At 60.8% G+C, this 17,868-nt stretch carries 19 protein-coding genes and 1 pseudogene; 12 read left to right on the forward strand and 8 right to left on the reverse strand.

The genetic code is table 11. The features are described from left to right. Position 1: 1 nt before the first annotated feature. The 4 genes from AC3WQZ_RS17960 to AC3WQZ_RS17975 form a co-directional block, all read right to left on the reverse strand. Positions 2-967 (reverse strand): Bug family tripartite tricarboxylate transporter substrate binding protein, encoded by a 966-nt coding sequence (locus AC3WQZ_RS17960; RefSeq protein ID WP_010812582.1) that lies wholly within the window; start codon positions 965-967, stop codon positions 2-4. Positions 968-1,058: 91 nt separating this feature from the next. After that, positions 1,059-1,994: an NAD(P)-dependent oxidoreductase gene (locus tag AC3WQZ_RS17965; RefSeq protein ID WP_011616508.1), complete on the reverse strand. Its 936-nt coding sequence runs from the start codon at positions 1,992-1,994 to the stop codon at positions 1,059-1,061. Continuing rightward, a complete protein-coding gene (locus AC3WQZ_RS17970) occupies positions 1,991-2,674 on the reverse strand; it encodes an RraA family protein (protein ID WP_010812580.1) in 684 nt (227 codons plus the stop codon). Before AC3WQZ_RS17970 ends, AC3WQZ_RS17965 begins: the two co-directional genes overlap by 4 nt. Positions 2,675-2,716: 42 nt before the next feature. Beyond that, on the reverse strand, positions 2,717-3,697 hold the full coding sequence (locus AC3WQZ_RS17975; RefSeq protein WP_010812579.1) for a Bug family tripartite tricarboxylate transporter substrate binding protein: 981 nt from the start codon (positions 3,695-3,697) through the stop codon (positions 2,717-2,719). A gap of 97 nt (positions 3,698-3,794) precedes the next feature. Here AC3WQZ_RS17975 and AC3WQZ_RS17980 point away from each other — a divergent pair, with 97 nt between their 5' ends. Then, entirely contained in the window at positions 3,795-4,565 is a 771-nt protein-coding gene (locus tag AC3WQZ_RS17980) for an IclR family transcriptional regulator (protein WP_011616511.1), read from the forward strand. A 79-nt stretch (positions 4,566-4,644) separates the two neighbouring features. Here AC3WQZ_RS17980 and AC3WQZ_RS17985 read toward each other — a convergent pair. Further along, positions 4,645-4,914 (reverse strand): annotated as a pseudogene (locus tag AC3WQZ_RS17985) (hypothetical protein); the annotation flags it as partial. Between the two features lie 23 nt (positions 4,915-4,937). Here AC3WQZ_RS17985 and AC3WQZ_RS17990 point away from each other — a divergent pair. Beyond that, positions 4,938-5,336: a VOC family protein gene (locus AC3WQZ_RS17990; RefSeq protein ID WP_492300982.1), complete on the forward strand. Its 399-nt coding sequence runs from the start codon at positions 4,938-4,940 to the stop codon at positions 5,334-5,336. A gap of 245 nt (positions 5,337-5,581) precedes the next feature. Here the strand turns inward: AC3WQZ_RS17990 and AC3WQZ_RS17995 are convergent, their stop codons facing one another. Beyond that, positions 5,582-6,490, reverse strand: a complete 909-nt coding sequence (locus tag AC3WQZ_RS17995) for a LysR family transcriptional regulator (RefSeq protein ID WP_454751333.1) — start codon at positions 6,488-6,490, stop codon at positions 5,582-5,584. Positions 6,491-6,609: 119 nt separating this feature from the next. Between AC3WQZ_RS17995 and AC3WQZ_RS18000 the strand changes: the two genes are divergently transcribed. After that, positions 6,610-7,005, forward strand: coding sequence for a GFA family protein (locus AC3WQZ_RS18000; protein WP_011616585.1), 396 nt, complete (start codon positions 6,610-6,612; stop codon positions 7,003-7,005). A 143-nt stretch (positions 7,006-7,148) separates the two neighbouring features. Here the strand turns inward: AC3WQZ_RS18000 and AC3WQZ_RS18005 are convergent, their stop codons facing one another. Next, a complete protein-coding gene (locus tag AC3WQZ_RS18005) occupies positions 7,149-8,132 on the reverse strand; it encodes a helix-turn-helix transcriptional regulator (RefSeq protein WP_051398552.1) in 984 nt (327 codons plus the stop codon). A 154-nt stretch (positions 8,133-8,286) separates the two neighbouring features. On the opposite strand from AC3WQZ_RS18005, the gene AC3WQZ_RS18010 reads away from it, so the two are divergent. The 7 genes from AC3WQZ_RS18010 (at position 8,287) to AC3WQZ_RS18040 (ending at position 14,876) form a co-directional block, all read left to right on the forward strand. Beyond that, positions 8,287-8,973 (forward strand): fumarylacetoacetate hydrolase family protein, encoded by a 687-nt coding sequence (locus AC3WQZ_RS18010; RefSeq protein WP_439669657.1) that lies wholly within the window; start codon positions 8,287-8,289, stop codon positions 8,971-8,973. A 24-nt stretch (positions 8,974-8,997) separates the two neighbouring features. Continuing rightward, positions 8,998-9,876: a polysaccharide deacetylase family protein gene (locus AC3WQZ_RS18015; protein ID WP_010812572.1), complete on the forward strand. Its 879-nt coding sequence runs from the start codon at positions 8,998-9,000 to the stop codon at positions 9,874-9,876. 62 nt (positions 9,877-9,938) lie between these two features. Further along, positions 9,939-11,189 carry an MFS transporter gene (locus tag AC3WQZ_RS18020; protein WP_010812571.1) on the forward strand — a complete coding sequence of 417 codons (1,251 nt, stop codon included), beginning with the start codon at positions 9,939-9,941 and terminating at the stop codon, positions 11,187-11,189. Then, a complete protein-coding gene (locus AC3WQZ_RS18025) occupies positions 11,186-11,941 on the forward strand; it encodes a sulfite exporter TauE/SafE family protein (protein ID WP_010812570.1) in 756 nt (251 codons plus the stop codon). The genes AC3WQZ_RS18020 and AC3WQZ_RS18025 overlap by 4 nt, the downstream gene beginning before the upstream one ends. 43 nt (positions 11,942-11,984) lie before the next feature. Beyond that, positions 11,985-13,448 (forward strand): amidohydrolase family protein, encoded by a 1,464-nt coding sequence (locus tag AC3WQZ_RS18030; RefSeq protein WP_439669658.1) that lies wholly within the window; start codon positions 11,985-11,987, stop codon positions 13,446-13,448. 235 nt (positions 13,449-13,683) lie between these two features. Then, positions 13,684-14,238 (forward strand): RidA family protein, encoded by a 555-nt coding sequence (locus AC3WQZ_RS18035; RefSeq protein ID WP_011616590.1) that lies wholly within the window; start codon positions 13,684-13,686, stop codon positions 14,236-14,238. 254 nt (positions 14,239-14,492) lie between these two features. Next, positions 14,493-14,876: a c-type cytochrome gene (locus tag AC3WQZ_RS18040; protein ID WP_010812567.1), complete on the forward strand. Its 384-nt coding sequence runs from the start codon at positions 14,493-14,495 to the stop codon at positions 14,874-14,876. A gap of 825 nt (positions 14,877-15,701) precedes the next feature. Here the strand turns inward: AC3WQZ_RS18040 and AC3WQZ_RS18045 are convergent. Further along, positions 15,702-16,529 (reverse strand): LysR family transcriptional regulator, encoded by an 828-nt coding sequence (locus tag AC3WQZ_RS18045; RefSeq protein ID WP_439669659.1) that lies wholly within the window; start codon positions 16,527-16,529, stop codon positions 15,702-15,704. Between the two features lie 31 nt (positions 16,530-16,560). On the opposite strand from AC3WQZ_RS18045, the gene AC3WQZ_RS18050 reads away from it, so the two are divergent. Continuing rightward, positions 16,561-16,737 (forward strand): SDR family oxidoreductase, encoded by a 177-nt coding sequence (locus AC3WQZ_RS18050; RefSeq protein WP_246840264.1) that lies wholly within the window; start codon positions 16,561-16,563, stop codon positions 16,735-16,737. A 624-nt stretch (positions 16,738-17,361) separates the two neighbouring features. Continuing rightward, positions 17,362-17,868, forward strand: a 507-nt coding sequence (locus tag AC3WQZ_RS18055; RefSeq protein WP_492300985.1) for a universal stress protein, incomplete at its 3' end; no start/stop codon positions are given.

Consider the following 17,868-nt stretch of genomic DNA (forward strand, 5'->3'; position numbering starts at 1 on the left):
GTTATTGCTTCTCAATATGCGCCTTTTGCGCAACCGTTGCCCATTGCGCGGTTTCGCGCTGGATCAGCTGCGCGAATGCGGGGCTGTCCAGGTTGCCCGGCTGCGACCCCATCTGCGCAAGGAATGCCTTCATGTCGGGCGCCTGGAGCGCCTTCTGGATTTCCGTTTGCAGGCGCGTAATGACATCGTTCGGCGTGCCCTTTGGCGCGGCAAGGCCTGACCAGTTGAACAGGCTGAAGTTGGGTACACCAGCTTCAGCGAACGTAGGGACGCCCGGGAACACATCCACCCTGGTCTTGCCACTGATGCCCAGCAGACGCATCTGATTACCCTTGACCGGCGCCAGCGCGGTCGGGGTCGACACGACCAGCAGATCCACGCTACCGGACAGCAGCCCGACCATGGCCTCGCCAGCCCCCTTGTACGGCACATGCATCAGCTTGATACCTGCGGCCTGTTGGAACGCCTCGGCAGAAAAATGCGGCGAACTACCGGGGCCGCCGGTGCCAAACGTCACTTCTCCGGGATGCGCCTTGGCATAGCTGACGAGGGAGGCCAGGTCCTTGAAGCGCGAATCGGCCTTGACGCCAAGCACCACCGGCGAAAATGCGAACGGCGCGATAGGGATCAGAGCTGTCTGATGGTCCCAGTTCAGTTTCTTGAAGACATAGGGGAGGGTGGTATAGGAGTTGTCGTTCGCCAGAAGCGTGTAGCCATCGGCGGGTGCGTTCACGACCAGGGACGTGCCGATCGTGCCGGACGCGCCCGGTTTGTTCTCCACGACGAAGCTCTGCCCTGTCTGCACGGAGAGCTTCTGCGCAACCTTGCGCGTCACGACGTCGACGGCGCCGCCGGGAGGATTCGGCACGATGATGCGGACCGGTTTGTCCGGGTACGCCGCCACAGCGGACAGGCTGACAAGCAGCGTCGTTGCTGCCACCAGGCAGCCAATGGTTCGATAAAACACCTTTGTCTCCTTGTGCTGGGGGGAGGCCTGACTGTCCGTCGGCTCCTCCCGCGACACTTCTGTTCTAGTTGATGATGCAGCCGTGCGTCGTTCAGGCCGGCGTCGCCACGCCTTGCAGCACCGCCAGGACGTTCTTCGCCGCCCCAACCCCCATGTTCACGTACGCCGCGTTGCTGACGCCGCCGATGTGCGGCGACAGGATGAGGCTGGGAATGTCGCGGAACGGATGCGGCACGGGCATCGGTTCCACGGCAAAGCTGTCCAGGCCAGCGGCATACAGTTTGCCGCTCTGCAGCGCTTCGGCCAGTGCAGGCTCGTCGATGAGCCCGCCTCGCGCCGTATTGACCAGGATCGCGCCGTCCTTGAACGTCGCCAGTGTTTCACGGTTCAACATGCCACGGTTCTCTTCCGTCAATGGGCAGTGCAGCGACACCACGTCCGATTCCCTGAACAACCGAGGCAGGTCGACAAGCGTTACGCCTTCCGGGACTGTCGTCGCATAAGGATCGAAAGCGGTGACATGCATGCCCATCGCCACACCAATCACGGCGGCGCGGCGGCCGATCTCTCCGAGCCCCACAATACCGAGCGTGCAACCGTTCAGCTCGACGGCCCTATAAGTTGCCTTGTCCCAATGACCCTGGCGCATGCGATCGTTGAGATGTGGAACCGCTTTGGCGCACGCAAGGATCAGCGCCCACGCATGTTCTGCCACGGCGGCGGCATTGGCCCCGGCTGCGGCGGCCACCTTGATGCCGCGCGCCTGCGCAGCGGATTTATCGATGGTGTCAGTTCCGGTGCCGTGTTTCGAAATCACTTTCAAGGCTGGTGCTGCGTCCATGACTTCAGCGGTCAAGCTGCCGTAGCGCACGATAATGCCGACCGGGTTGTGCTCCTTTGCCAGGGCTGCAATATCGGCGGTCTGGGGCGTTTTCCCCGCGAATACGATCTCATAGTCACCCAGCAGCGCGAGGGCTTCCGGCGCGAGGTCGGCACCCGTGACGATAATGACTTGCTTTTTCGTCACAGTGCTTCTCCCTGCTTCAGGACGCCCGCCGTCACCAGCGATGCCAGCAGCCAGGGCGCGGTGGTATTGCCTTCCCTGATCTGGGCGATGCGCTTGGCTTCCGCCTCTTCCTTCTTTGCCGCCGCATCGAGCAAGGCTTCGATCTTCTCGCGCTCCACCACGACCAGGCCATCGGCATCGCCGCAGATGTAGTCGCCAGGGTTCACCGTGACGCCACCAACAGAAATGGGGTGTCCAATACGCCCGCCAACTTCCTTGGTGGGGCCGTTAGGGTTCGTGCCCACCGAAAAGACCGGGAACTGCATTTCGTCCAGCTCGAGGCTGTCGCGGACCGCGCCGTCGATGACGACACCAGCAAGGCCGCGCTGGCGAGCGGCATGCATCATGATCGTTCCCATCAGCGCAGAGGTCTGGTCCCCTTTGCCGTCGACGACCAGAACATCGCCCGGCTGCGCCAGCGCCAGTGCTGCGTGGATCATCAGATTGTCACCGGGGCGTACCTCGACAGTGAAGGCGGGCCCGGCGACTTTCATGGTCGGGCGCAAGGCCCTGATCCGGCCATGCAACGCGCCGCGGCGTCCGCCGACATCGGAGAGGATCGCCGGTTGGAACCTGGCAGCGCGCGCCACGATCTCGGCGGGCACGCGCTCAAACGATTTGATGATGTTGGGCAAGGTCATGATGGACTCCAGCAATATGAAATGGATAGGTAGATAAGGGCGTCAATCCAGCTTCGTGCCAGAGGTCTTGATGACCGATGCCCAGCGTCCGATGTCCTGCTTGATCAGCGCGCTGAACGCCTCAGGCGTGCCGGCCAGCACCGATGCACCTTGTTCATTCAGCTTCTTGGCGAGCTCCGGGGATTTGAGCGCCTTGTTGAACTCGGTATTGAGGCGTACCACGATGTCCTTCGGTGTCGCGGCAGGCGCGACGAAGCCGAACCAGGTCGCGGTATCAAAGCCGGGATAGCCCAGCTCGGCGACTGTCGGCACCTGGGGCAGGTCTGGCAAACGCTTCGGCGACGTCACCGCGAGCGGCCGCAGCCTGTTGTTCTTGATATGCCCGAGCAACGTTGGCACGGATGCCATGTAGAGATCGACCTGGCCGCCCATCAGGTCGTTGACCGCCTGGGCTGCGCCCTTGTACGGCACATGGGTGAACTTCACCTTCGCGGTACCTTGAAGCAGCTCGCCGCCAAGGTGCGCCACCGTGCCGTTGCCCGGCGATGCGAAATTGATCGCTCCGGGCTTTGCCTTGGCAGCCTGAATCGCGTCCTTCATCGTCTTGTAGGGCGAGTTGACATGCGTCACCAGGACGAGCGGCGCGGAGGCGACCAGACTGATGGGCGCCAGATCCTTCAATGGGTCATACGGCAACCGTTCATACAGCGAGGGATTGATTGCAAGGTTGCTGGTCTGCCCCATGACGATGGTGTAGCCATCGGCCGGCGCCTTGGCTGCCGCGTCCACCCCGAGGTTGCCACCGGACCCTGGCTTGTTCTCCACCACAAAGACCCAGCCGGTCGACTTGGCCACCGTATTGGTCACCTCGCGCGCAATGATGTCCGTGCCCCCGCCGGCGGGAAAAGGCACGATGACGCGGATGGGCTTGGTGGGGTATTGCGGCGCGGCCTGGGTAGTGGCGGACGCCAGAACCAGACCTGCGGCGAGCATGAATATGCAGCGACGGGAAATTGCCTTCATTACTGTCTCCGAATCTCGGTTTCGTTGTGCTTCGGATTGTGGTCGACCGTTTCACGGCATACAATGCGGTTTCATACCGTGCACCGCGTTTCATTCTATGAATGCGAATAGTGATCCAAGGGGCGCCTCAAAAGGCGACGATGGCGCTGGGGGCGTCATAGCGGTCACCCGCGCCCTGCGCGTACTCGAGGCGTTCGGGGTGAACGACCCCCAGCTCTCACTTGCCGAACTGAGCCGGCGGACCGGCATCCACAAGACCACCGTGCTGCGGCTGGCGCGCACGCTGGCGGCGGACAACTATCTGGTGCAGAAGGAAGACGGCAACTGGCGGCTCGGCCGCGCAGCCGGGTGGCTGGGCGCGTGCTACCAGGCCACCTTCAACGTTCAGGAAGTGGTGGAGCCGGTGCTGCGGGAGCTGACGATCAAGACCGGCGAAAGCGCTTCGTTCTACGTCCGGGAGGGACAACAGCGAACCTGCCTCGTCCGGGTCGAAGGACCGCAGGCCATCCGGCATCACGTCAGGATCGGGGCGGCCCTGCCGCTGGACAGCGGTTCGCCAGGCCGCGTCATCCTGGCGTTCTCAGGTGAGCCGGGCGAGCTTTATGAAATGATCCGCCGCCGTGGATTTCATCTGTCGCTCGGCGAGCGCGAGGCCGAAGTCTCGAGCGTGTCGGCACCGGTTTTCGGATTGCACTGGCGGCTGCTAGGCTCCATGTGCATTTCGGGACCGACCGCCCGGCTAAGCGAAGAGCGTTTGCTGGAGCTGGCACAGACAGTCGTCGACGCGGCGAACAAGCTTTCGTATGCCATGGCAGGAAGCCAACGGCCTGCGATGCAAATTGAAAGGCCGTCGACCTGGCACCCTTGAGATTGCAGATGTGGGGCAAGGAGAGCCGATAGAAATCTTAGATGACCTCTGTCAGTCGCGAGCCGGGCGTTGGGGCTAATCAAGCGGCAAGGCGATGTTGTTCTTCTGCGGCAATAGATGGATACCGTCGCTCAACGTGCGATCGCAACTGGTCATTGAGCACGGCCATCCGGATTTGTGGCAGGTTGTGCGCGCGCCGAGGCCGCCAAGCCATCTGCTGTCGTTTGACGAAGCGCCTGCTCACCACTTGGTTGACGGCCGACTCGACGAAACCGGACCGGCGAGGCTGACGCTTCGTGGGGAGGCTAGGAGCGATCCCATGCTCACAACCGTGATAATGTTCGTCGCCACCACCCTCCTGTGAGACGCAAAGTGATTTCGCACATTTTTCTTGGCGTTAACGACTTCGATCGTGCTTTTGAGTTTTATTCGGCGTTGATGCGTGAACTAGGACACAACCTCAAATTCTGCGAGCGCGACACGCCATGGGCAGGGTGGATGGCAACGGACGCACCGCGGCCGCTGTTCCTTATTGGCAAGCCATATGACGGCAATGCTGCGCGAGGTGGGAATGGTCAAATGGTGGCATTGCTTGCGCGTGATCGGCAGACCGTTGACCAGGCATACGCCCGCGCGCTCGCAAACGGAGCAAATTGCGAAGGCGCTCCTGGCCTAAGAGCCCAGTATCACCCTCACTACTACGGCGCATACTTCCGAGATGCTGATGGAAACAAGCTTTGCGTATGCTGCCATCACCTGGTGTCGGTTTAGCGTTATCAATTTAGCACTGACCTGCCTCTGCGCCTGTCGACGCGGCCCTCACCTCAGATGGCCGTCGACGCGCTGGCGCGGGCAACGGAAGCCGGTCGATGCCATGCAGCGCAGGAAGTCGACAAACGCGGCTGGACTGAGATAGTTGTCATCCGAGCCATCCGTCCGGTCAAGGAAACGATGGGCGCCTGCGATCCCAGCAGGACACTCGATTATGGCGCACGACCCTCGCCCCGTTTGTGACGCTACTGGTGGGATGCTGAGGCGATCTTTTGAGAAAAAAACTTCACGAAAGCCTCGACCTTCCTCGGGTGATTGCGAGGTTTCGGAAACACCGCATATATTCCCGGCTGCTCAGATGCACCAATCTCGTCGTACTCTTCCAGCAGCCGAATCAAGCCGCCGCTGAGCAAGTCCTGCTCGACAAGCCAGTCGGGCTGCCGGGTGATTCCCTTGCCTGCTTTGGCCCATGCAATCAGCGCATGCGATTCGTTACTCGAAAATGCCCCATCTACCGGAATTGCCATAGTTGTGCCGTCCACCTGGTACTGCCAAGATGAGGAATGCGGTTCATGGCGGTAAATCAGGCACTGATGTCGTGCCAGTTCGGCCGGATGCCGGGGGGCGCCATGAGATGCCAGATAGCCGGGACTGGCGCATGTTACGCGGCGGTACGTGCTGAGGCATCGAGCCGAGAAAGCGGAATCCCCGGGTCGCCCCGCCCGCAGGGCGAGATCGAAGCCGTTGGCCACAAGGTCGACAATCCGGTCGCTAACCTGGAGATCGAGGCTGATTCTCGGGAAGCGTGCCGTGAACTCATCCAGATGCGGGTACACAAAGGTCAGCGCCACGCCCAGCGGTAATGTGACGCGTAACTCACCCCTTGGTTCCGACGCAAGGCGCCGGACCGCATCTTCCGCTTCATGCGACTGTTCAATGATGCGCTTCGCGTGTTTGTACCAGAGCCTGCCTGCCTCGGTCACGGCGATGCGACGCGTCGTCCGGTCGAGCAGGCGCGCGCCAAGCCGTTTTTCTATTCGGGCTAGTGCGCCGGTCACCGTCGCAGGCGCGAGTCCGAGGACCCGGGCTGCCTGCGCCATGCTCCCCGAGTCCACGATCTGGCAGAACACCTGCATGCTGAACAGTTGATCCATCGTCGATTATTCGTAAATCATGAAGAATCCATTCATGGGCGGCTACTTTATCAAAATTTCCGCACACCCTACGATCTTCTCCAATTTAGCATTCATCGCAACACTTCCTGGAGAAGCCCATGACCCAGCACGGCAGTTGTCTCTGCGGACACGTCAAATACCGAATCCACGGCCCGCTAACCGACGTCCTGAATTGTCATTGTTCGATGTGCCGAAAGCTTCATGCCTCGGCCTTCCGCACGAGAGCCAAGGTGGCGATTAGGGATTGGGAATGGGTATCCGGGCAGAACACCGTCAAGTTTTACGAGTCCTCGCCTGGCGAGCACAAGGGATTTTGCAGCGAATGTGGCTCAAGCATATTGACGCGATTTGACAGCAATCCCGATGTAATCGGATTCCCGCTCGGTACGCTTGATAGCGATCCCGGCGTGAAGGCCGAGCGCCATGTTTTTGTCGGCAGCAAGGCGTCGTGGTATGACATCACCGATACGCTTCTGCAGCACAAGGAATACTGAGGCCAGTCGGAACGCAGTACACATACAAGGGAAATATCACGAATAAGAAGCTTAAAATAAAGACTAGTGGAAAGCCACAACAATGCCAGTCTCATCGGCTAGCCCTCAGCTCACCACTTTGCTATGTCTTTTGACAGGTGGTCTTACTCAACCCAAGTTCGCGCGCCCACGTCCTGGAATTGGCGTCGATATGCCAAAGGTGTCGAACCCACGATCTGCCGAAACCGCCTGGCAAAGTTATTTGGTTCACCGAATCCCGTGCTTTGCCCGATTTCTGCGGCCGAGGCGGATGTGAAAGCCAGCAAAGTCTTTGCCCGCTCGATCCGCCTTTCAGTCACGATCTCCAGAAAGGTCTTTCCGGTTTCACTTTTCAGCAGGTGGGCCAGGTGTGTTGCTGATACATGACTGGCCTGCGCAGCGTCGCCCAAGGTCAGTTCCCGCGAAAGGTTTTGGGTGATATACCGAATGCAGCGCAGCACGGACTGCTTGTACGACTGCAGCAACATCCCGTTGCTCTCGCAAAGACGAATCTTGTCACCGTGGCGTCGCCACACCATGCCAATCAGGTTTAGCAAGTGGCTGCGGATCAGCAAGTTGCTGGCCGTATCGTCACTGGGCGATTGCTGGGATTCTTGCGCCATGCGCTCGCATAGCTCCTGAAGGTACTCGGTGTCCAGTTCATCGAACTGAAAATCCAGACAATGCTGAAAGCGGAAGGGACCAAGCTCTGGCGCGCGCGCGAGCGGCACTTCCGACAACTCGAAGACATCAAGGTTAAGCGACGGTAGCAGATACTCTTTGCTGATGTTGATTACGTGGAACTTGCCGTCCGCTACGTTCGGAATGTAGTGAACCAGAAACGGCAGGACGAAGCTTACGGTGCCGGGGCGAATGGGCCGCTGCTGGCCCCCAATGTAGTGAGTGGTTTCGCCTAGTGTGTTGACGTAAATCTGGAAGTACTCGTGACGGTGCGGCACCGGGTTCGGCAGACAGTTGCTCTGATCGTGGATGCCAAAGTAGGCGCTCTGCGCCCGGGCCGCCATGGTGTAGTTCCGGATGACAGCACCCTTCTCGCCGTCGTGGTGGAGGGGCAGCAGCGGGTCGTTCGAGGGCTTCGCTCGGTGCATGGAAACGTGGGGGGCAAAGGATCGTAAGGATTGCGCATCTTTTCGCAAGCCTGTGCGTTGAGGCCGAACGACCGCGTCTCTAAACTCTAGCCACTCCGTTCAATAATCTTACACAGAGACAATCCTTATGCCTAGAGCCAGTGCAGACAGCGTCGTGCAATCGACCAAGGTCCTGAGCGTTACCCCCGCCTTCATTGATATCGTTGGCAGCGATCAACGCTTCCCGGTGCGGCGCGTCTATTGCGTGGGGCGCAACTACCTTGCCCATATCCGGGAAATGGGGGAGGGTGACGAACGCGACCCCCCATTCTTCTTCCAGAAGCCGGCCGATGCCATTGTGACCGATGGCCGCGTCCCCTATCCGACGTTTACTGATGACTTTCAGTTCGAGTTTGAACTCGTCGTTGCCATCGGCAGTGAAGCGACGGACGTGCCGCCGGACACTGCACTGGATCATGTCTTTGGCTATGCCGCAGGGCTTGACATGACGCGGCGGGACCGCCAACGCGAATGCAACAAGCGCGGCCTGCCGTGGGAGCTGGGCAAGTCATTCGACCATTCGGCGCCATGCGGTCCCATCCATCCCGTGGCGAAGGTCGGCCATCTCCGTTCGGGCGCACTGAGCCTGGCGGTAAACGGTGACGTACGACAGCACTCGGTCCTGGAGAAGATGATCTGGAACGTCCATGAAATCGTCAGCGAGCTGTCCAGGCAGTATCGCCTGCTTCCTGGCGACCTGATCTTTACCGGCACGCCAGAAGGCGTTGGTCCGGTGCAGCGCGGTGACAGGTTGATCGGCCGTATTGAAGGACTCGACCCCTTGCAGGTCGAGATCGTCTGAGTCCCGGGTCAAAGGAAACACGCCATGAAACCACTCGAACGCATCTCATTTTCGGCCATTTCCGAGCGTCCCGCCCTGACGCTGCCGGCTGGCAAGCGCCTGGCCGTTTGGGTCATCGTCAATGTTGAGGAATGGGATATCAACGAGACCATGCCGCGCACGGTTCTCACGCCTCCGGCGGGCGGTTCGCCGATGCCAGACATCCCGAACTGGGCCTGGCACGAGTACGGCAACCGCGTCGGCTTTTGGCGCATGCTGGACGTCATTGACGAGCTTGGGATCAATGCAACGCTCGCCATCAACGGCGCCGCCATCGATGCCTACGAGCCTATCGCCAAGGCGGCGAAGGCGCGTAACTGGGAGTTCATCGGCCATGGCTTTGGGCAGCGCAACATGCAGAAGGTGCCCGACGAAGCGGTCGACATCGCAAAGACCACCGAGGCCATTCGCGCCTACACCGGGAAGCGCCCCCGCGGCTGGCTCGGACCGGGGCTCACCGAGACCTGGAATACACCCGACATCCTCGCGGAGCAAGGCTACGAGTACGTGTGCGACTGGGTGCTCGACGATCAGCCCGTGGAACTGAGGACGCGAGATGGCGGCTGTATCGTGAACGTGCCCTACACACAGGAGTGCAACGATGTAGCGATGATGCTGATCCAGCATCACAAGGCCAGCGAGTATCGCGACCGCGCTATCGACCAGTTCGAGCAACTCTACGCCGATGCGAAGGACTCAGCCCGCGTGATGGCGCTGGTCGTGCATCCGTACATCATGGGCGCGCCACACCGCCTGCGCTATTTCCGGGAGGCGCTGGCGCACATTCGGGCACACGACGACGTTGCCTTCCTGACGGGAGAACAGATCCTCGATTGGTATAAGGCAGCGCGCGCGGCCTCATAGCCGGATCCGTACATCGCCAGAAACTCGAACAAATCTCTCGCTTGACGAGAAGGAGACAACACGTGAATTCCTCGACTTCGGCCGGCCCGCTGACCGGAGACGTGCGCAGCGATGCGCCCGTCACGGCATTGGAGATCGGCATGTTTCTTGTGCTGCTTGCCTCCTATGCGCTCAACGCGATGGACCGGCAGATCTTTCCGCTGATCGCCGCAGATGTGCGAAGGGAGTTTGGGTTCGGCCTCGCCGACACCGGCCTGCTTTCGACCATCTTTACGCTCGGCATGGCACTAGCGGGGGTGCCGACAGGCTACCTGCTGGCGCGGTGGTCGCGCAAGGCCGTGCTCCAGATTGGCATCGCGATCTTCTCGCTTGGCACGCTGTTGACTGCCTACTCGAGCGGCTTTGCCGACATGATCCTCTACCGCGCCGCTACTGGCATCGGCGAAGCGATGCAGCTGACTGTGGTGATCGCCATCGCGGCGAGCTATTTCGCTCGCTTCCGCGCGACGGCCGTTGGGGCCATCAACTTCTCCTTCGGTGTCGGAGCCATCGTGGGACCGCTGCTCGGTGGGCACCTGATCGGCATTGAGCGAAACTGGCGCTTGCCGCTGGTGGTGTTCGGCCTGACCGGATTTGTCGCAATGGCGCTGATCGCGGCTACCGTGAGCAAGCGCATGACCGAAAAGGCCAGCGCGATCGCCACGCACATCGACACGCGCGGTGCAACCACGATGTGGAACCGCAACACGGCTCTCTTGACTGTGATGAGCATCATTGGCGGGTTGTGCATCTATGGCTACCTCGGCATGTACCCCACGTTCCTGCGCGAGCATCTGCACTACACGCCGTCGGACACTGGTCGCGTCATGAGTATCTTCGGGTGCGGCGTGTTCGCCTCCATCTTTGGCGGCTGGCTTGGCGACCGCTTCCACCCCAAGCTTGTGTTGTCGCTGAGCTTTGCGGGGACCGGGCTGCTCGGCTTCCTTCTGTTCTCGGGGCCGACGGGCATGTTGGTCCAATCGGTGCTGTCATTCGTGTGGGGGCTGGTGGTAAGTGGCGTGCTGTACGTGAACCTGGCCGGCTACCATATCAAGTCCGTGCGCTCTTCGCTCACGAATCGGGCCACCGGTGTCTTTGTCACGACGCTCTACGGCGCGGGCGCTTTCGCGGGCTACATCATCGGCGGCATCGCGGCGCGCTTTGGCTGGAGCACCGCCGGCTTTGCGCAGATCACCTTGCTATCGGTCTTCGGAATAGTACTCACCGTGCTACTGCGGACCGACCGGATGTCCTTGCCTGTGCGTAAGCCATGACGCCGGCCGAATGGGTGCTGCTCGGTGGCGCTGCGACTTTCGCCGGGACGCTGAATGCGGTGGCAGGCGGCGGTAGTTTCCTGACACTGCCGGCCTTGGCGATGGTCGGCGTGCCGCTGGTATCTGCCAACGCCACCGGGACCGCCGCGCTCCTGCCTGGCTATATGGCGGGTGCCTGGGCACAGCGCAAGGATCTGTCGGGGCCGATGGCACCCTCGCTTCTTCGGCTAAGCGTGCTGTCGGTACTGGGCGGTGCGGCAGGCGCCACGTTGCTGCTGTCGACCTCGAACAGCGACTTCGGGCGCATTGTGCCATGGTTGCTGTTGGCGGCGACCCTTCTCTTTGCCTGTGGGCCAAGGCTTCTGCGCAAAGGAGCCGTCGCATCGCAGTCCCCCAGTGAATGGATCACGGACATCTGCATCGCTGCGGTCGCGATCTACGGTGGCTATTTCAACGGCGGTCTCGGCATCTTGCTGCTGGCGGTTCTCGCTGCGCTCGGGCACACCGACATGAGCCGGATGAACGGCATCAAGAACTTCGTCTCCGTGATCCTGACGCTGATAGCTGTCGTCATTTATGCGGCCAGCGGCGCCATCGCCTGGACGCATGCACTATGGATGGCGATCGGCGCCACAGCCGGCGGGTATTTCGGCGGCGTCATGGCTCGGCGACTTAAACCGGCCCTGGTGCGTGGCTTCGTCGTCCTGACAGGGCTGGCAATGACCGCAGCATTCTTTCTCGAGACGAGTTGACCACAACCGTCTTCCTGCAATCCAAATCGCATCGGAAAGGAACATGAGAACAACCAGAAGAGAATTCGCCAAGGTCGCCGGCGCAATTATGGTCGCGGCAACCGGGATCCCCTCGCTTGTCGCTTCGGCATCGGCTTCGGCGGGAGGCGGCATGCCATCCGCGGCGTACGGAGCCCGTCGAGGCACCTACCTGATCAAGAACGGCATGGTCATCACGGTCGACCGGAAGAATGGCGTCATGCCACGCGCCGACATCTTGATTCGAAACGGCGTGATCGAGAAGATCGGTCGGGGTCTGAGCACGGCCGGCGCGCAGACGATCGATGCCGCGGACATGATCGTCATGCCCGGCTTCGTCAACTCTCACTACCATATGTGGAGCGCGATCGGACGCAGCTTCACCGCGCGGAACGGCGGCTTCTCCTACTACCCGGCCAAGAGCGCCACATCCGCCTTGTACACGCCGGAGGACTTCTACAACAGCGTGCTCCTTGCGTGCGCCGAACTAGCGAACGGCGGGACCACTACCGTGCACAACTGGTCGCATAACACCCGCTCCGCGGCCCATGCGGATGCCGAACTTCGCGCGCACCAGCACTCTCTGCTGAGGGCCCGTTACTCGTACGGCCACATTGACAAGCTCCCGGTAGACGAGGTGAATGGGTTCGGCGACCTTGCGCGCGTCCAGCGCAAATGGTTCGGTGCAAACTCCCCATTCGAAGGTTTGGTGCACCTGGGACTGAATCTGCGTGGTCCGCAACAGAGCACCGATGCTGTCTTTCACGAGGAAATGAAGTTCGTCAAGAAGAGTGGGCTTCCCGTAGCGATCCACGCACCGCAGGAGTCGCCCAACAATGTCGATGCTGTCGACTACGAGAGGCGCGGTTACCTCGGCCCCGATTTTATGATCGCGCATTACGTCCCGGCGACGACCGAGGACTTGATGGCGATGGCGCGCACGAAGACACCGCTCTCCTTTGCGACACATTCCGAGCTCCGGCTCAGCAGCACGGGCGATGCCCGGGCTGCGCTGTTCGCGATGCGTGCCGCGGGGCTGACTATCTCATTGTCGAGCGACGCGACGTCCATTGCCCCACCGGACATGTTCGAAATGATGCGTTTCACCTGGAACCTCGGGGTGCCCTGGGTTGGCACCCCCAGCGAGCGGGCAAGGGCGGTCAGCGTGCAAGAGGTGATCGAGATGGCGACGATCAATGGAGCCATCGCGATGGGGATCGGCGACATCACTGGATCGATCACTGAAGGCAAGCGCGCAGACATCATTCTGGTGCGGGCCAAGGATCTGAACATCTGGCCAATAGGCAATATCGAAACGGCGATTGTGCAGAGCGGCAGCGCCAGCAACGTCGACACGGTGTTAGTCGATGGCCGAATAATAAAGAGAAGCGGTCGCTTGCTAGCCTACAACGTGGACAGCATTGTTCGCGGTGCTCAGCAGTCCTCCAACCGGATTCTCAATGCGGCTGATGAGATGATGAAGTTATGAGTAGTCTAAAGAGTGAGTGGGACGAACGCCGCCTTCTGTTCGAGATGAAATGCACACCGAACTCCCTCCGTGGACCAGGCAGCGGGAGTCATTTGTCCGCCCAAGGGGCGACCACTTGATTTAGTCGAGACGAACGCGAGCACGTTCTTCGCATATGCGTTCTTCGTTTTGTACGGTCCGGCAAGGCAACGCCGCGTTGTCCGGACCTTCATCCTTTACTTCCCAGGCCCTGCCCATGCGCACAGCACGCTTGCTATCATGTAGTTCTATCGCGGCCCTTGCCACCCTCGTTGTGCCGGCGCTCTGCATCGCCAATGCCAACGCCGCCGAGCAGATCGTCAGGCATCGCAACCCGGCGCACATGACCGAACCGTGGGCGCGTGAGTTCGCGGAGGTGATCGAGATTCCCGCCAATGCGCAGCTGCTTGTGCTCAGCGGCGTGGGGCCCACGGTGGCGAATGCCTCGGCGCCGCCCGATACCGCGGCCTCCTATGGCGACACCGCAACCCAGACTCGCAGCGTGCTTGGCCAGATCGAGCGCATCCTCCAGGATCGCGGCTATCGCATGGGCGACATCGTCTCCATGCAGGCGTTGATTGTGGCAGACCCGGCCACGGGCGAGCCAGACTTCACCGGCTTCTCGAGCGCCTATAAGCAATACTTCGGAACAGACAAGCAGCCCAACGTGCCGGTGCGCACGCGAGCCGAAGTCTTGCGGCTGGTGCCGCCGGGATGGCTAGTCGAAGTCACCGTCATGGCGAGCCGTGTGCCGTCGCGGCGGCCACAGTAGAAGACATAGGCTAACTAGCGGTGTGCCGCAACCGGGAGGGCGGAGCTCGCGTGGCCGGGCGCAGGTAGTGGGACAGCGCACCTAACTCTCGGTGGAACATGACTGAGTGCGCCGAGCCGCCGCCTGCGAGGCGGGTTGCCCAGGGATCGGCTTGGCGGCCCGACGAGCTGTCGCGTGTCGTGGCCCTCATGTGTTGCAGTGGTGCTCCCCGGTATTTGCTCTCGATTATGATCTGATTTATACAATAAGGCCAAATGAAAGTAAGAGCATTATGTATCGCTTCGCTAGGAGTTGTGGTGCTAACTCAAACATCACTATCCTGTGCGCAAAATTTTAATGGGAAAAATCTCTTTACGCAGAGATGTGCCATATGCCATGGAGCAGACCTCAAAGGGACAGGGCCATTGGCCAAGAAAAGCATTCCTCCCACACCTGATCTGACAACCGCCGCTTTCAAAAGACGACTCAATGATTATCCTGGTGTTATTGTTTCATCGGTGATACTTCGTCCAAATGGAGACTTGATTCCAAGAACTTTGCAAGAGAATGGTGTGAGGCTGGCGCCGCACTCTTGGACTGTTCAAGATTTTCGAGATTTAAATAAATACATGAGTGGTGTGATTTCAAATAGCCGGTGATCTTGAGGCAAGAAGACGATACGGAAGTTCGGTGATCGCGGCCACTTTTCCTTGTGTCCGGCCGTTAGCCAGACGACATTAGTCTGGCGTGAAGGGCGGCCAGATTCTAAGTGACTGCTCTGGATTTGAACCGTTGTCTGCGCCGGTTCGTAGGCAGTTCAACTATGGGGCTTGCGCATCCGCATGTCCTCGATCATGCGCTGGCGCGGCGGGCTGATGGTAGGCGTCGGGATTGACATGGCTGTGCTCCTGTCGAGGATCGAGGCAAATTGCCTCGATCCTCAACATAGGGAACAGCACAGGCGGTTCAGTCACTTTGTGCAATGGCCGGAGGGCTACCGCGCGAGCGGTTTAGTCCACTGGCCGGACCCGGACGACCGCGCAGGTTGGTGGATGACTGTGATCGTAGACCGTGCCTCCTGCCCTACCTTCGACACGACGTTGCTGTCTCAGGACAGGTTCACTGCTTCACGGGCCAACTTCAACGAAGAGACCAGGCGGTGCACAGAACGCACGCCCGTGCCGACTTTTGAAAACATGCTGGCGGTACGACCTTATGCCACGCCTTAACATGGCCAGTCTTGCAGTGCTCAGCCATCTCACTTGCGTCGATCCGTTTCCATCACCGGGCCCTGGGCAGCATGCAGCGGGAATCGGCCTGGCCCGTCGACGCCGCACCCCGGCGAGGAGCCGGCGCGTCGTGTCGCGCTGGCGTGGCTGACCTCGGCCGATCCGGCAAATGCGGTGCGGCTCGCATCTGATGAAGAGCGCGGCGCGCTGCTATCTGCCTTTAGTACAGACTCAAGTGGCCCGGCGGGGTTACCATCAGCCGTTTCCCTCGTCCCCCCCGAAGCCGTCGATCAGCGCATCCCATCTTGGCGGCGCGGTAAATACCTCATCCAGCAAGTCGAGGAATGCCCGCACGTTGGGGCTTGCGCGCCGGCTCTCGGGCCATAGCGCGGTAATGTTCGCGCGAGGGACCGCTAACCGCGGCATGACCGGGACCAGCTCCCCTCGCATCACATGCGTCGCCGCCAGATAGGTCGGCATGATGCCGATCCCGCCGCCGGCGATGACGATCGACGCCACCACGTCGCTTACATCCGCGACGATGCCCGCATCCGGAGCAATCTCGACCAGCTCCCCATCCACGGAAAACGGCCAGCGCAACGCCTGGCCCGAACTCTGGAAGCGGAATTTCACGCAGTCATGCCGATCCAGCTCCTCCGGGCGCGTGGGCGTGCCTTTCCGAGCCAGGTACGCGGGCGCGGCAAACGCGCAGATCCGGTGCGGCGCCAGATGGCGCGAGATCAGGCGGGAATTCGGGAGATCGCCCACGCGGATGGCGATATCGATGCCCTCGGCAACGAGGTCGGCCATCTGGTCGCGGATGCGCAGGTCGACCGCGAGGGCGGGATGCCGCGCGCGAAATAGCACCAGCGCCGGTGCCAGCACATGCACGCCGATCGGATACGGCGCCGCCACGCGGATTATCCCGGAAGGACCGTTTCTAGTGGAAATCGCGGCCTGCTGCATTTCCTCCGCTTCGTGCAACAGGCGCATCGCGCGCTCGCGCGACCCCTCGCCCTCGTGGGTCAGGCGCAACGACCTCGTTGTGCGGATGAACAGCGGGATCCCGAGCTGCTTCAACACGCTTTCACCCGGCACCACCGACACCCCGCTGTTGGGCCGCACGCTCGGCGACGCCCGCGGCGGCTATGTCACGGAGCTCAGCGCACGGCTGCCGCTGAAGAAGATCGTTCCTATGCAACAGGCTGCCGCCGCCGTCATGTTCCTGATCCAGAACGACTTCATGAACGGCGAGACGCTGCACATCGACGGCGGCCAGCGCCTGGTTTGAGCCGGCCTTGCCGGCAGCCAACGGCCAGGTTCCGTTTGGCCGGGGACGACATTGACCTAGCCTCACGCCGGCCGGCGCTCTTCAACGATCTTCTTGTCGCTACTGGCTGACGTGCCGGGCCCGGACGTCGCGCGAACTCATGACTTTCTTCCTGCTGGCTCCATGAGCACCGAACCAGGCTAATTGCGGCGCACGAAAGAGCCGCCATCTGCGGCTGATCCTCTACTTACCGCTTTAGGAGTCCTGAGTGCTTCGAACGTTGCACCGACGCGATACCACCAATAAGTAGGCTTCGATAACCTCGCGTTGTTTGCGAGCATTGTTTCGGACGTCGCCGCGATTGCCCACCCATTCTTGAAGCCCTCGTCAACATTGTCGACAGCTTTTCTATTGTCGGACGGCGGCTGATAGTGCCTAGCACGAAGCGATCGGAGACCGCTCCATCGACAGCAAGGAGTCGGGCCATGCCGGGGGTAACATTCAGGTACGTGTGCGACGTACTCCGGCGCGGGTGGTACACCGGGTTCTGCCTGGTTACAGGTTTGAGAGCGTGCTGCTTTGACGTGAATCAATCACAGGCGGAAGAGCTTACGTAAGCTTGAATCGTTGCTATAGGAGGCCGGGATGACCATTGTCGTGCTACCGAGCGACGGCTCGCCATACAGCATTAGAGCCGCGAGAAGACTGGTTTCTCCCGGTCTCTTTGAGCGCCCGCTGGAAGTGCACCTAGTGCACGCGTTTCCCGATATCAGCGGCAGGGCGCAGGCATATTTCTCGAAGCCCCAGATCGATCAGTGGGCAAACGAGGCCGCAGATAACGCATTCCAGGCAATTCGCCCATTACTGAAGGCGGCTCACTGTGCGGTGACCGAACATGCTTGCATTGGTGAGCCAGCGCCACGAATCGTAGACGTGGTGCTAGCGTGCCGAGCCGACGTCATCGTCATGGGCACGCACGGCCGGGGCGCTTTCCTGTCGGCCGTCCTCGGGTCGGTGGCAGCGCGCGTGTTAGCTTCCTCTCCCGTTCCGGTCTTGCTGGTGCCTAAGCACCATGTGGGGTTACCCCGTTTTCTCGGACAGATCTGCATTGGATTTTATGTCTATGGGTTTTCTCCTTGTGATGGGGCGGTG

The organism is Cupriavidus sp. FW305-26 (genome assembly GCF_058787975.1).

Excerpts from the sequence above, each read along its gene's own strand:
- AC3WQZ_RS18000 (WP_011616585.1), top strand. The coding sequence starts at position 6,610 with ATGACCCAGCACGGCAGTTGTCTCTGCGGACACGTCAAATACCGAATC.
- AC3WQZ_RS18025 (WP_010812570.1), top strand. The coding sequence starts at position 11,186 with ATGACGCCGGCCGAATGGGTGCTGCTCGGTGGCGCTGCGACTTTCGCC.
- AC3WQZ_RS18040 (WP_010812567.1), top strand. The coding sequence starts at position 14,493 with ATGAAAGTAAGAGCATTATGTATCGCTTCGCTAGGAGTTGTGGTGCTA.
- AC3WQZ_RS17975 (WP_010812579.1), bottom strand. The coding sequence starts at position 3,697 with ATGAAGGCAATTTCCCGTCGCTGCATATTCATGCTCGCCGCAGGTCTG.
- AC3WQZ_RS18035 (WP_011616590.1), top strand. The coding sequence starts at position 13,684 with ATGCGCACAGCACGCTTGCTATCATGTAGTTCTATCGCGGCCCTTGCC.
- AC3WQZ_RS18015 (WP_010812572.1), top strand. The coding sequence starts at position 8,998 with ATGAAACCACTCGAACGCATCTCATTTTCGGCCATTTCCGAGCGTCCC.
- AC3WQZ_RS17980 (WP_011616511.1), top strand. The coding sequence starts at position 3,795 with ATGAATGCGAATAGTGATCCAAGGGGCGCCTCAAAAGGCGACGATGGC.
- AC3WQZ_RS18005 (WP_051398552.1), bottom strand. The coding sequence starts at position 8,132 with ATGCACCGAGCGAAGCCCTCGAACGACCCGCTGCTGCCCCTCCACCAC.
- AC3WQZ_RS18030 (WP_439669658.1), top strand. The coding sequence starts at position 11,985 with ATGAGAACAACCAGAAGAGAATTCGCCAAGGTCGCCGGCGCAATTATG.
- AC3WQZ_RS17970 (WP_010812580.1), bottom strand. The coding sequence starts at position 2,674 with ATGACCTTGCCCAACATCATCAAATCGTTTGAGCGCGTGCCCGCCGAG.
- AC3WQZ_RS17995 (WP_454751333.1), bottom strand. The coding sequence starts at position 6,490 with ATGGATCAACTGTTCAGCATGCAGGTGTTCTGCCAGATCGTGGACTCG.